Below are 12,526 nucleotides of genomic sequence, written 5' to 3' on the forward strand. Positions count from 1 at the left end.
CACGGGGCCGGCCGGCGCGACCGCGCCGGCCGGCCCGGGTGTCAGCACCAGTTCAGGGACGAGTTGACCCGGGTGACGTTGCGGACGACGTTGTTGCTGCCGGTGCAGGGATTCTGGGTGATGTTGGTGTTGGTGACGGTCAGGTTCTGAATGGTGATGTTCGACGACGGCGGGAACTCCGACCGGGCGGCGATCCGGATCTCACCACCGCCGGTGACGGTGCCGGACTGCGCGGCGATGTTCACGTTGTAGCAGTTCTCCAGCAGGATCGAGTTGTTGCCGGTGTTCGAGATGGTGACCCGGTCGATCACCGCGCCGCCGCTCTCCGAGACGCAGAAGATGCCGCGCCCGCCACCGCGGGCGATGACGTTGCCGACCCGGATGTTGGTCGGGTAGCTGCTGCCGATCCGGCCGTTGCGGTTGGCCATCCGGAACGCCGCGTAGCCGGTGCCGGCGCCGGCACCGTCGGCGTCGACCGTGCCGATGGTCGCGTTGACGGTGTCGTTGAGGAGCAGGCCCGACTCACCCGTGTTGCGGGCGGTCACCGTGCCGACGGTCAGGCCGTCGACGCCGTACGTCTCCACCGCGTGCGAGCCGGTGCCCTGCGCGTAGACGTTGTCGATACGGATGTTGCGGACCTTGATCGCCCGGTCGCCGCCGTGATTGTCGATGCGTACGCCGAGCCCGCTGGAGACCCGCATGTCGATCTGGCCCAGCGTCAGGTTGTTGACGTTGCGGGCGAAGATGCCGTACCGGGGGACACCGGTCACGGTCAGGTTCTGCACCTCGACGTCGGTGGTGCCGCGGGAGTAGACGGGTGCCTGGTCACCGGTGCCGGATCCGGTCACGTTGACGGTGCCGCAGACGGCCAGCACCGTGTAGCTCGGCAGGGACAGCCGGGAGTTGGCGCTGATCGAGCCGGAGCCGCGCACCACGACCCGCTGCTTGCTCGTACGCCCCGGGGTCAGGCTGTTCACCGCCGCCTGCATCGCGGCGAGCATGTCGGAGCCGGTGTAGACGGTCGAGCCGCCGTTACGGGCGGTCCACGTGTTGCCGTTCAGGGTCGCCTCGGCGTGGAACGACCCGTCGCCGCAGCCGCCGCCGCTGCCGGAACCGACCCGGACCAGTTGCCACTGCTGGTTCCAGCCGCCGAGGTCCTGGTACTGCGAGATGATGCCGCCGTCGGCCGTGGACCATTCCCACACGTCCAGCGCCTTGCTGTTGTGCCGGTTGACGAAGCGGACGTGTCCGCCGTCGGAGTCGGCCAGCCGGAAGTGCTGCCGGGTGGTGCCGTTGTCGGCGTTCTGGATCAGTTGGGTGCCGTCGGTGGCGTTCGGCAGTTCGAGGAACTTTCCGCTGTGCCGCGACCGGATCTTGTAGTAGCCGTTGCCGGCGTCGACGAACTGCCACTGCTGCTGGTTGCCGTCGTTGCGGCTCCACTGCACGATCGGCGCGCCGTCGTTCGTGGCGAAGTTGTAGACGTCGATCGCCTTGCCGCTGTGCCGGGACGTGATGACGTACCAGGCACCGGTGTCGACGGTGGCGGCCGAGGCCGGGGGTGCCTCGGCGACCTGCCCGGCGACCAAGACACCGGTCGCCACCATGACGGTGGCCAGCCCGATGGCGAGGCCGCGGCGGGGTCTGCCGTGGGTGTGGGTTGCTGGCATGGGACCTCCCTGGGGGTGGGTGGGGAAAAGCCCGGCGTGCGGGACGGCACGCCTGTCGGAAAGGGCTTTCCGCGCCCCGCAAGGTATCGAACTACGTAGATCAGATCAAACGGTTGCCTACGTGCCGGGACGCGTGGCCATCGGTCGTACGGACGGTGACGCGGTATCGCGGCCGGCGGAACCGGTGTCCAGGGTGGTCGGGTGCCGACCCTCGGCGTCGACCTCGCGGCGGCCGACGTCCGGACCGCGACGGCGGGGGCCCTGACCGAGTTGGCGGCCGGCTAGCCGGCCGCCTCGATCGCGACACTGATCGCGGCCTGCCGGAGCTCGTCCGAACCGCGCCAGCCGTGCCCGGCCCGGCACATCCAGTGTGGACTTTCCTCCCCCTCGACACAGCCGCCGAGCACCAACAAACCACGCTCGGCCGCTTCGAAGGCCTCCAGGCTCGGCATGCCGATGAGGACCGGTCGGCCGGTCTGGCCGCAGCGCGGACACGCGGGTTGTTCGATCGACTGGGCCGGCCGTGTCGTGTCCACCGCTCTCACCCGTGCCGTAGCCGGTCGCGGGCGTCCATGAGGGCGAAGCCGAGCAGGTTCGGCCCCCGCCATCTTGCCGGGTCGGCGGCGCGGGGGTCGTCGGCGGCCAGGCCGATGCCCCACACCCGGTCCAGCGGGCTGGCCTCCACCAGCACCCGTTCACCGGTGCCGAGCAGGTAGGCCCGCAGGTCGGGGTGCTGGCCGAACTTCGCGACGCTGCCGGCCACCACGATCTGGTAGCGGTGCTCCACCCAGACGGCCTCGTCGAAGCCGCGAACCTGCCGGCCCAGCGCCTTCGCCCGCTGCGGATGCCCCGCCGCGAGGATCCGTCCGGCGGCCTCCGCGTCGCCGAACAGCGTCGCCTTCGACCACATCATGTAGTGCTCGGCGGTCGCGTAGCGGGTGCCGTCGACGGTGAAAGCCGCCGGCCACCACTGGCTCAGGCAGCCGGCGCCGATGCTGCCGTCGCGCTGCGGCTGGTGCCCCCAGAAGAACAGGTACTTGACCTTCGTCCCGGAGGCTCGGGCGGCGACGAGGGCGTCCACGGTACGGGCCGGCATGGCGGCCAGTCTGCCGTACGGGTCCGACGGTCCGCCGCCGAAAATACGGCCGGGATGTCGTACCCGGCCGGCATGCTGGGCGCCATGATCCCGTTGAGGTTCCTCAAAGGGGACGCGACCAGCCCACAGGCCAAGGGGCCGAAGGTGATCGCCCACGTCTGCAACGACCTCGGCGGCTGGGGCAGGGGCTTCGTGCTGGCGGTCTCCCGCCGCTGGCCGGAGCCCGAGCGCGACTTCCGTGACTGGCACCGGCACCGGGCCCGCAACGACTTCGGGCTCGGCGCGACCAGGCTGGTGCGGGTCACACCGGACACCTGGGTCGCCAACATGGTCGGCCAGCGTGGCATCCGGACCGGCAGCAAGGGGCCGCCGATCCGCTACGAGGCGGTCGAACGCTGCCTGACCGCGCTCGCCGACCAGGCGCTCGCGTTGACCGCGTCGGTGCACATGCCCCGCATCGGCTGCGGCCTGTCCGGCGGCACCTGGTCGCGGATCGAGCCGATCGTCACCCGTACGCTCTGCGAACGCGACGTGCCGGTGACCGTCTACGACGTGAGTGCCTCGACCAGCCGCTCACCGTCCGGCCACGGGCCGTAGCCGCTCGACGTGTCGAGGTGGCCCACGTCACCGGCGTCGAAGAGTTCCGCGCCCCAGTCCTCGGCATACTGCTCGAACTGCGGGTACGTGGTGTACGGATCGGTCCGGCTGGCGACGACGATCGTGCGGAACGGCAACCGGTCGCGGGGCACGTCGTAGGCGAACTCGTCCGACCGCGGAGTCTCCGGACCGAGGTACGGCGGCGTCACCATCAGCGCGGCCCGCACCGGACCGGTGTGGCGGGCCGCCCACACCGCCACGCTGATGCAGCCGGCACTGTGTGCGATCAGCACCGCCGGCTCGTCGTCGGCGGAGATGGCCGCGTGCAGCGCCGCCACCCGCTCGTCGACGACGTACGGCGGTCCGGGCGGGCGCGGCGCCCAGCGGGCTTCCGGGTGTGTGTCGGCCCAGCGCCGCAACCAGTGTTCGGGCCGGGGGCGCCCCCGCCCGGGCACGAGAAGGTGACGGGTCATCCCGCCGATATTAGGGTCGGCCACCGTGTCTCGCGGCCCGGCGAGGGTGATCGTCTGCGGTTCAGGCTGTGCCGGCACGGCGTGTCGACAGCCTGAATCGCAGACGATCATGGCGAGCCCGCGGCCTGGGGCCCGGCCCCGCGTGAACCGGCACCGGCCCGGTGCCTGGGCCGGTGCCGGATCAGGCGGCGGCCGGACCCAGCGCCGCGAGCAGGTTGTCGACGGCGGCGTCGGACGCCCGCCGTACGCTCTCGGCCGTCGCCGCCCCCAGGTGCGGTGTCGGCACCACCCGGGGATGGGCGAGCAGCGCCGACGGCTCCGGCGGCTCGCGGTCGAACGCGTCGACGGAGTAGAGCGCGATCCGGCCCGACCCGAGTTCGACCAGCAGCGCCGTCTCGTCGACGAGCGTCGAGCGCGCGGTGTTCAGCAGTACGACGTCGTCGCGCAGCAGCGCCAGCTCGGCGGCCCCGAGCAGCGGACCGTCCGGTGACGGCGGCACGTGCAACGACACCACCTCACTCGTACGCAGCAACTCGGGCAGCGGCAGCAGCGGCACGTCGCCGGCGTCGGTGACGTACGGGTCGTGCGCCACCACCCGCATCCCGAGCCCACGGCCGAGGTCGGCGAGACGGCGGCCGATGGCACCGAACCCGACGATGCCGAGGGTGCGTCCGGCGGCCTCCCGGCCGGGGCTGCGCCGCCAGTCGCCGGCCTTCAGCGCGGCGGCCGCCTCGGGCAGCCCGCGCAGGCCCATGAGCGCCAGGGCGACGGCGAGTTCGGCGACGCCCTGCGCGTTCGCGCCCCGGGCGGTCAGCACCTGGACGCCGGCCGCGGCCGCGGCCGCCCCGTCGATGGCGTCGCTGCCGGCACCGTTGCGGCTGATGACACGCAGCGCGTCGGCGTGCGCCAGCACCCGCGCGGGGACGGGCTCGACCCCGGCGATCCAGCCGACGACCCCCGGTACGGCGGCGACGAGTTCGTCGGTGGTCGGCTGCCGCCCCGGCGTCGGGGTGACGACCTCGTAGCCGGCGGCCCGGAGCCGGTCGACCGCCGGCGATCCCGCGACCGACATCGACCGGGGCGTCACCAGGATTCGCGCCCCGGTCACGCGTCCACCTCGCTCCGCTCGGCGGTCGCGTGAGTTCGCTTGAGCCTGCTCGTTCGCTTCGCTCACAGGCGCGCCGCCGTTCCCCGGGCGCCGAGTACGCCGAGCAGCCGCTCGACCTCCGCCGCCATCGCGTCGCGGGCCGGGGCGACGTACTTGCGGGCGTCCATCACCTTCGGGTCCGCGTCCAGCCTCTCCCGTACGGCGCGGGTGAAGACCTTGTTCAGGTGGGTCGCGATGTTGACCTTCGTCATGCCGCGGGTCACCACGGTCGACAGCGTCGCGTCGTCGACGCCGGAGGAGCCGTGCAGCACCAGCGGCACCGGCACCGCCTCGGCGATCGCGGCGACCAGGTCCAGGTCGACGACCGCGTCCCGAGACGCCATCGCGTGCGAGGTGCCGACCGCGACGGCGAGCGAGTCGACGCCGGTGTCGGCGCAGAACCGGCGGGCGTCCTGCGGATCGGTGCGTACGCCGGGGGCGTGCACCCCGTCCTTGCCACCGACCTCGCCGAGTTCCGCCTCGACGGCGACCCCGTTGGCGTGGCAGTGCTCGACGACCCGGCGGGTGGTGGCCCGGTTCTCGTCGTCGGGGAGCTTGGAACCGTCGTACATCACCGAGGTGAAGCCGAGGTCGACAGCCTGGTGCACGAGGTCGACGTCCTCGGCGTGGTCGAGGTGCACGACGACCGGAACGGTCGCCGCCTCGGCGAGGGCGAGCGTGGCGAGCGCGATCGGGCGCAGCCCGCCGTGGTAGCGGACCGCGTTCTCGCTGACCTGCATGATCAGCGGCGCGCCGGCGGCTTCGGCACCGGCGACCAGCGCCTCGCCGTGTTCGAGCAGGGTGGTGTTGAACGCCCCGACGCCGTACCGCCCGCTGCGGGCGGCGGCGAGGATCGGTCGTGGATCGGCGAGGGGCATGGTTTCTCTCCTATTTGCTGGCGGTTGCGGTCGCGTGGGTCCGGGTCGCGGACCGGGCGGCGTCGAAGCGGACGCGCGGCAGCGCGTACGCGTCGGCGAGTTCCGGGCGCGGGTCGACGCGCAGCGCGGCGTGCCGCGCGGCCCGCAGCGGCCCGGTGCCGGTCCAGGCTCCGGTGCCGAGCAGGGCCAGGGTGGCGGCGCCGAGGGCCGCGCCGTGCTGGGCGGCGTCCGGCCGGCTGACCGGGCGGCCGATGAGGTCGGCGAGGACCTGGAGCATCAGCCGCCCGCGGGCACCGCCGCCGGTCGCGGTGATCTCCGCCGGTACGTCGACGAGCATCGCCCGCGCGGCGTCGGCCAGGCTGAAGCCGATCCCCTCGACCAGGGCGCGGGCCAGGTGGCCGTGGGTGTGCCCGAGGTCGAGGCCGAGGAAGGCGCCGCGTACGGCCGGGCCGCCCTCGGCGACGGTGCCGCCGGCGAGGGTCGGTACGCAGGTCAGGCCGTCGGCGCCGACCGGTGCGGCGGCCGCCTCGTCGAGCAGGGCGTCGAGGTCGCCGTCGCGGCCGAGTACCCCGGCCAGCCAGTTCAGGCTGCTGCCGCCGCCGAACGTCGACAGGGCCGAGATGTACAGGCCGGGCAGCACGTGGTCGAAGACGAACGGCCGGCCGACCGGGTCGAGTACGGGTTCGGCGGCGGCGACCGTCACCCAGTTCGACGAGCCGAGGGAGACGTACGCCTCGCCGGCCCGGTCGAGCCCGGCGCCCAGCGCCATGCACGAGTTGTCGACGCCGCCGGCGACGACCGGGATTCCGGCCGGCAGTCCGGTCGCGGTCGCCGCGCTGGCGGTGACGTGGCCGACGACGGCGGTCGAGGCCACCATCTCCGGCCACCAGTCGGCGGGCAGGTCGAGGGCGGCCAGCACGTCCGGCAGCATCCGCCGGGTCGCGAGATCGTAGGCGCCGCTGCCGGAGGCGTAGCTCTGGTCGGTGCGCTGGACGCCGGTCAGCCGCGCGTTGACCCAGTCCTTGCTGCCGAGGATCCGGACCGTGCGGGCGGCGACGTCCGGGTGCGCGGAGCGCAGCCACGCCGCCTTGAAGACGGTGTACATGCCGCGCGGGAAGCCGTTGCCGGTCCGGCCGTACCAGGCGTCCTCGGCGCCGGAGGCGTGGGTCGGGCCGGCGGCGGCGAAGTACGCGGCGGCGGCGTCCTCGCCCCGGGTGTCGGACCAGATCGGTACGGCGGGCAGCAGCGGGTTCGCGTCCGCGTCGACCGGCACCATCGCCAGGCTGTGCCCGGACAGCCCGACCGCGACGACCTCGTACCGGCCGGCGTCGGAGGCCAGCAGTTCGCGGGCCGACCGGACGACCGCGTCCCACCAGTCGGCCGGCCGCTGCTCGTGCCGGCCCGGCGCCGGATAGCCGGTGTCGTACGCGACGAAGGCCGTGCCGACCACCCGGGCGGCCGGATCGACCAGCGCCGCCTTGCACCCCCCGGTCCCGAGGTCGAAGGCCAGAACCGCTTTCGTCATGACGCCCACTCGCTTCGCTCGCGGTCGCCATGACCAGACCTGAGCCGGATGATTCGCTCGCTCATGTCCGCCGGTCCGTGTCGAGTACGGCCTCGTGGTGCAGGCCGGAGCGCATGTGCGACAGCCGGGACTTCATCGTGCGGATGTCCTCCAGTGCCGTACCGTCGCGGCGCAGCAGGACCATCGTGGCGAGGATGTCGACGACGACGAGTTGGGCCAGCCGCGAGATGGTCGGCGTGTAGATGTCGGTGTTGTCCAGCGACTCGACGATCAGCGGGATGTTGCTCAGCTCGGCCAGCGGCGTCTTCCCGCCGGTGATCCCGATGACCGTCGCGCCCCGTTCCCGGGCCACCCGTACGGTGTCCAGGATGGACACTGTCCGGCCGGTGTTCGAGATGGCCACGAACGCGGTCGTCGGCGTACTCGTCGACGCGGCCAGGAACTGCTGGTGGGTGTCGACCGGTGCCGAGCACGGCACGCCGAAGAGCGGGAACTTCTGCTCGGCGTCCATCGCCACGATGCCGGAGGCACCGAGTCCGATGAAGGCGATGTGCGTCGAGGCGGCCAGGGCGGCGACCGCGCTGTCGAGGGCGGCGAGGTCGAGGTGCCGCCGTACGTGGTCCAGCGACGTGATCGAGAAGTCGAAGATCTTGCTGACCGTGGTGGCCGTGCCGTCCTGCGCCTCGATCACCGACTGGGTGGCCGGGATGCCGAGCGCGACGCTCTGCGCGAGCTGGATCCGGAAGTCGTGGAAACCGTCGCAGCCGATCGCGTTGGCGAACCGGACGATGGTCGGCTGGCTGACCCCGGCGGCCTCGGCGAGTTCGGCGAGCGTCATCGGTACGACCGCGTGCGGGTCGGCGAGCACCACGTCGGCGACCTTGCGCTCGGAGCGGCGCAGCGACGGGAGGCTGCTGTTGAGGCGTTCCAGCACCGGCGGGTTGCTCATCGGGCGGCCGCCAGGTCGAGGGTGCCGCCGTGCTCCGGCACGCGTACGGTGACGCCGCCCCGGGCGGCCAGGTCGAGGTCGAAGCCGTCCGGATCGACGGTGTTGAAGGCAAACATGCCCCAATGATGTGGCACCAGGATTCCGATGCCGGACCGGACGCACAGGTCGACCGCCTCGGCGAAGTCGAAGTTGCCCGGGACCCCGTTGGCGAGCCGGTGGGCGTCCCGCCCGTTGACCGGCAGCAGCGCCACGTCGACCCCGAGGTCACGCAGCCGTTCGGCCTGCCCGTCGAAGGGCACGCAGTCGCCGGAGTGGTAGACGCGCAGGCCACCGGCCTCCACGACGTACCCGAGGAAGCGGTCGTCGCCGTTGTCGTCGCGTACCCGGGTCTCGTGGGCGGCCGGGACCGCCGTGACGGTGAACGGCCCGTAGGTGACCCGCCCGCCGTCGGCGAGCGCGTCGATCCGGTCGGCCGGCGCGGCGGAGCGGCGCAGCGCCTCGTCGATTACCGGCCGGGGACAGGCGAGCCGGGTCGCGGGCCGCGCCGCCAGCAGCGGGGCGAGGGTGTCGGGGTCCATGTGGTCGGTGTGCGCGTGCGAGCAGAGCACGGCGTGCACCGGCGGCAGGCCGGCGACGGTGACCGGGGCGGGGCGCAGCCGGACGTGCGGGAAGAGCGTGCCGGCGTACTTGCGGGCCAGCGAGTCCGACAGGTACGGGTCGACGAGCAGGTGCGCGTCGCCGTACGTGAGTTGGAATCCGGCCTGCCCCAGCCACCTGGCCCGCACCGTCACCGCACCTCCTGCGCGGCGTCGTACAGCCGCTCGAAGTCCGGCCCGGCGGTCGGGATGCCGAGATCGAAGACGGCGTCGACCGCCCGGGTCCAGCCGTGCACGAAGTAGCGCCAGCCGTCCTCGACGGTCAGCCCGTCGGCCTCGGCGCGGGCCCGCGCCTGCCGCAGGAAGCCGAGTTCGCCGCGGTAGTTGAACTCCCACGCGTACCCGCCGGGCGGGAAGACGGCGGCGTCGGTCAGCGGCGAGCCGGGCCGGTCCTTGCCCATGCCGGTGGCGTTGACGACCACGGCGCCGGGGGCGAGGCCGGCGAGCAGTTCGTCGTGCGTCTCGCCGGGGGAGAGGCGGTGCGTCACCCAGTCGATCGCGGGGTTGCCGCCGCCGATGTCGGTCCGGATCGAGGCGAGCCGGTCGTCGGCGATGTCGGTGACGACGACCCGGCCGGGCGCGTCGGTGCCGGCCCGGTGGGCGAAGTAGTCGCAGAGCGCGAGGGCGGCGCCACCGGCCCCCATCACCAGGACGTCGCGGCCGGCGAGCCGCGGCACGATGGCCTGTAGCGACAGTTGGCTGGTGATGGTGTCCAGGGCGTGGCCGTCGATCCAGCCGTCGCGGGCCACCAGGGCGCTGACCTCGCGCAGCCGGGCGGCGTCGTCGTTGACCCGGCGCAGCAGGTCGGTGCTGGCCGCGTACAGGTCGAGCTTGTGGGTGGTGACCAGGGCGCCGCGGGAGAGTTCGTCGTCGCGCAGGTGCGCGACCACCCGCCGGTAGACGGCCGCGTCGGCGCCGACCGGCACGTCGATGCCGACGAGTTCGACGTCGTCGAGGCCGAGCAGCGGCCGCCAGGCGGCGAAGACCCGGTGGATCGCGGACGAGCCGGTGGTGACGCCGACGAAGTACATCGTCGGGCTCGTGGCCGGGCGCAGCGTGTCGGGGGTCAGGGTCTCGGCGGTCACGGCGCGGTCCCTCCGGCCTCGGCTACCAGCCGTACGGCGTACGCGGTGTTGATGCCGAACCGGGTCGCGCCGGCGTCGAGCAGGGCGCGCACCTGCTCCAGGGAGCGGATGCCGCCGGACGCCTTGATCTCCCGGTCGGGCCCGGCGATCTCCCGCATGACGCGGACGTGTTCGGGGGTGGTCGCGATGCCCTGCCAGCCGGTTCCGGTCTTCAGCGACTCGGCGCCGGCGTCGACGGCGGCCCGGGCGGCGTCGCGCAGTCGACCCGCGTCGAGCAGCCCGACCTCGAGGATGACCTTGACCGGCACGCGTCCGTCGACGGCTTCGAGTACGGCGGCGACGTCGCGGGTGGCGGCGGCCAGCTCACCGGAGCGGACCAGGCCGACGTTCATGACGACGTCCATCTCCTGCACCCCGGCGTCGAGCAGCCAGCGGGCCTCGGTGACCTTGACCGGGGTGGCCGAGCCGCCGGACGGGAAGCCGACCGGGGAGCCGGCGTTGGTGGTCGACCCGGCCAGCAGCGGCCGCAGCACGGGCAGCCAGGACGGCAGTACGTGGGCGGCGACGAAGTCGCCGGACAGTGCGTGCCGGGCCAGTTCCTCGACGTCGGTCCGGCCGTGCTGGGCCTGTACGGCGCTGATGTCGACCATGCGGGCCAGGGCCGGCCCGGTCAGCTCACCGGGGGACATAGCTGGTGTTCTCCTCCAGTCGCCACCCCGTGCCGTCGGCGACGGCCCGGTGCCGCATACCACCGGAGCGGGCGATGATGCCGTAGTCCTGTCCGGCGTCGGCCGGGTAGCAGAAGAGCGTGACGAGGTCCTCGTCGCCCAGGTTGACGCTGCGGTGGATGTGCACCGGCGGGACGTACGCGACGACGCCGGGCCGCAGCTCGGTCACGACGGTCTGTCCGTCGAGGGTCTCCATGAGCATCAGCCCGTGGCCGGACAGGCAGTGGTAGATCTCGGTCCGGTCGTGCTGGGCGTGGATGTGGCCGCGGGTCATGTGGAACTCGGTGCCGACCCGGCCGGCGGACAGGGTCGAGATCCCGGTGATCAGGTCACCGGCCGCGCCCGAGGGCCGGAACTCGTCGACGTGGTAGATCACCCGGTCGGCCTCGGTCGCCAGCCGGGCGGCGAACGCCTCGGCGTCGGCGAACAGTCCGTCGAGATCGGACAGCTTCTTCTCGTAGCGGCCGGTGCGACCCGTCATCCCCTCGGGCTTGATGACGAGTGCCGGTCCAGGCAGCGGTTCGGACACGGTGCTCCTTCTGTTCGTGCCGACGGCGGGGGCCAGCGCTCGGGTGGTGCGAACCCCGTCCGGCCGCGCTCTTCCTGATCACTTTGTAGCAAACTTACAAGCCGCTGTCATTCGCTGGCAATGTTGGCAAGCTGTGGGTGTAGCGTTCTTTCACCACCGCAGTGGCGATCTTGGGAAACCAAAACCTCATACCAGCGCTAAAAGCGGACAAATTCTCTCGCGCTGAATGTGGGTTCGAGTCATCTCGGTGTAACGTTTGAAAATCTCTCGTTGACATACCGGTAGCCAAATGTAGTGTTGCTCCTCGAAATCTGTGGCTTCACCCACACGACACAGGTGGGAAACCACAGCGACCCGCTGGAGGGAGGCGTCGCGATGAACGTGTCCGCCCGCCGTCGTGAGATCGTCGACCTCGTACGCGCCGCCGGCCGGGTCGAGGCCGCCGAGCTGTCCAGCCGCTTCGCGGTCAACGCCGAGACCATCCGCCGCGACCTCTCCGCGCTGGAAGCCGCCGGTGATCTCCAGCGGATCCACGGCGGCGCCGTCGCCCGCGTCACCCTCGCCGTCGAGGGCCGGGTCTCCGGACGCATCGCCGAACGGCGCGACGAGAAGCTCGCCATCGCCCGGGCCGCCGCCCGCGAGATCCCGCCGTTCGGCGCCATCTTCATCGAGGCCGGATCGACCACCGGACACCTCGCCAGGCTGCTGCCCGACCGCGGCGACCTGCTCATCGTCACCAACGCTCTGCAGATCGCCCTCGAACTGACCGACCTGGGCCGCTCGACGGTCATGACCATCGGCGGCCGGGTACGTCCGGCCAGCTACGCCGAGGTCGACGCCTGGGCCCTCGAACGGCTCGCCCAACTGCGCTTCGACGTCGCCTTCGTCGGCGCCAACGCCGTCGATCCGACCTGGGGGCTCTCCACCCCGGACCCCGGCGAAGCCGCGGTCAAGTCGGCCATCCTCGCCTCGGCCCAGAAGGCCGTACTCATGACCGACCACACGAAGTTCGGCCTGCGGGCCGCCTGCCGGTACGGCGCGATCGGGGACGTCGACCTGATCGTGACCGACCGGGGGATCGGGAGCGCGACCGTGGACGACCTGCGGGCGCTCGGCACGGAGGTGCGCCTCGCTGATGGCTGACCCCGCACGGCGACCGATCGGTGATCACAACGCACACCCCACCACCCTGGAGG

General features: G+C 72.5%; 14 protein-coding genes. 2 read left to right on the forward strand and 12 right to left on the reverse strand.

Annotated elements, in window-relative coordinates:
- Positions 1-41 precede the first annotated feature (41 nt).
- The 3 genes from AB0M79_RS07855 to AB0M79_RS07865 all read right to left on the reverse strand — a co-directional run bounded on the left by AB0M79_RS07855 (position 42) and on the right by AB0M79_RS07865 (position 2,763).
- Complete coding sequence (locus tag AB0M79_RS07855; RefSeq protein ID WP_364209906.1) at positions 42-1,604, reverse strand: RICIN domain-containing protein; 1,563 nt, start codon at positions 1,602-1,604, stop codon at positions 42-44.
- A gap of 344 nt (positions 1,605-1,948) precedes the next feature.
- Positions 1,949-2,203, reverse strand: a complete 255-nt coding sequence (locus AB0M79_RS07860) for a hypothetical protein (protein ID WP_364209256.1) — start codon at positions 2,201-2,203, stop codon at positions 1,949-1,951.
- Positions 2,204-2,208: 5 nt separating this feature from the next.
- Positions 2,209-2,763, reverse strand: coding sequence for an NADAR family protein (locus tag AB0M79_RS07865; RefSeq protein ID WP_364209259.1), 555 nt, complete (start codon positions 2,761-2,763; stop codon positions 2,209-2,211).
- Positions 2,764-2,847: 84 nt separating this feature from the next.
- Here AB0M79_RS07865 and AB0M79_RS07870 point away from each other — a divergent pair, with 84 nt between their 5' ends.
- Complete coding sequence (locus AB0M79_RS07870) at positions 2,848-3,360, forward strand: macro domain-containing protein (RefSeq protein ID WP_357539370.1); 513 nt, start codon at positions 2,848-2,850, stop codon at positions 3,358-3,360.
- Here AB0M79_RS07870 and AB0M79_RS07875 read toward each other — a convergent pair.
- From AB0M79_RS07875 to AB0M79_RS07915, 9 genes are all read right to left on the reverse strand, one after another.
- Complete coding sequence (locus AB0M79_RS07875; protein WP_364209262.1) at positions 3,309-3,833, reverse strand: alpha/beta hydrolase; 525 nt, start codon at positions 3,831-3,833, stop codon at positions 3,309-3,311. The two genes, AB0M79_RS07870 and AB0M79_RS07875, sit on opposite strands and share 52 nt — an antisense overlap.
- 181 nt (positions 3,834-4,014) lie before the next feature.
- A complete protein-coding gene (locus tag AB0M79_RS07880; protein ID WP_364209265.1) occupies positions 4,015-4,941 on the reverse strand; it encodes an NAD(P)-dependent oxidoreductase in 927 nt (308 codons plus the stop codon).
- Positions 4,942-5,003: 62 nt separating this feature from the next.
- Positions 5,004-5,858, reverse strand: coding sequence for a class II fructose-bisphosphate aldolase (locus tag AB0M79_RS07885; RefSeq protein ID WP_364209268.1), 855 nt, complete (start codon positions 5,856-5,858; stop codon positions 5,004-5,006).
- A gap of 10 nt (positions 5,859-5,868) precedes the next feature.
- Positions 5,869-7,383 (reverse strand): FGGY family carbohydrate kinase, encoded by a 1,515-nt coding sequence (locus AB0M79_RS07890; RefSeq protein ID WP_364209271.1) that lies wholly within the window; start codon positions 7,381-7,383, stop codon positions 5,869-5,871.
- 61 nt (positions 7,384-7,444) lie between these two features.
- Entirely contained in the window at positions 7,445-8,332 is an 888-nt protein-coding gene (locus AB0M79_RS07895) for an SIS domain-containing protein (protein ID WP_364209274.1), read from the reverse strand.
- Positions 8,329-9,123 carry an MBL fold metallo-hydrolase gene (locus AB0M79_RS07900; RefSeq protein ID WP_364209277.1) on the reverse strand — a complete coding sequence of 265 codons (795 nt, stop codon included), beginning with the start codon at positions 9,121-9,123 and terminating at the stop codon, positions 8,329-8,331. Before AB0M79_RS07900 ends, AB0M79_RS07895 begins: the two co-directional genes overlap by 4 nt.
- A complete protein-coding gene (locus AB0M79_RS07905) occupies positions 9,120-10,073 on the reverse strand; it encodes a hypothetical protein (RefSeq protein WP_364209280.1) in 954 nt (317 codons plus the stop codon). The genes AB0M79_RS07900 and AB0M79_RS07905 overlap by 4 nt, the downstream gene beginning before the upstream one ends.
- Positions 10,070-10,762, reverse strand: a complete 693-nt coding sequence (deoC, locus tag AB0M79_RS07910; RefSeq protein WP_364209283.1) for a deoxyribose-phosphate aldolase — start codon at positions 10,760-10,762, stop codon at positions 10,070-10,072. The genes AB0M79_RS07905 and deoC overlap by 4 nt, the downstream gene beginning before the upstream one ends.
- Positions 10,749-11,330, reverse strand: a complete 582-nt coding sequence (locus tag AB0M79_RS07915; protein WP_357539361.1) for a glucose-6-phosphate isomerase family protein — start codon at positions 11,328-11,330, stop codon at positions 10,749-10,751. The genes deoC and AB0M79_RS07915 overlap by 14 nt, the downstream gene beginning before the upstream one ends.
- Positions 11,331-11,624: 294 nt before the next feature.
- Here AB0M79_RS07915 and AB0M79_RS07920 point away from each other — a divergent pair, with 294 nt between their 5' ends.
- Positions 11,625-12,473 (forward strand): DeoR/GlpR family DNA-binding transcription regulator, encoded by an 849-nt coding sequence (locus AB0M79_RS07920; protein ID WP_364209286.1) that lies wholly within the window; start codon positions 11,625-11,627, stop codon positions 12,471-12,473.
- Positions 12,474-12,526 lie beyond the last annotated feature (53 nt).

Source organism: Polymorphospora sp. NPDC051019, from assembly GCF_040683055.1.
In the GTDB taxonomy this organism is placed as follows: domain Bacteria; phylum Actinomycetota; class Actinomycetes; order Mycobacteriales; family Micromonosporaceae; genus Polymorphospora; species Polymorphospora lycopeni.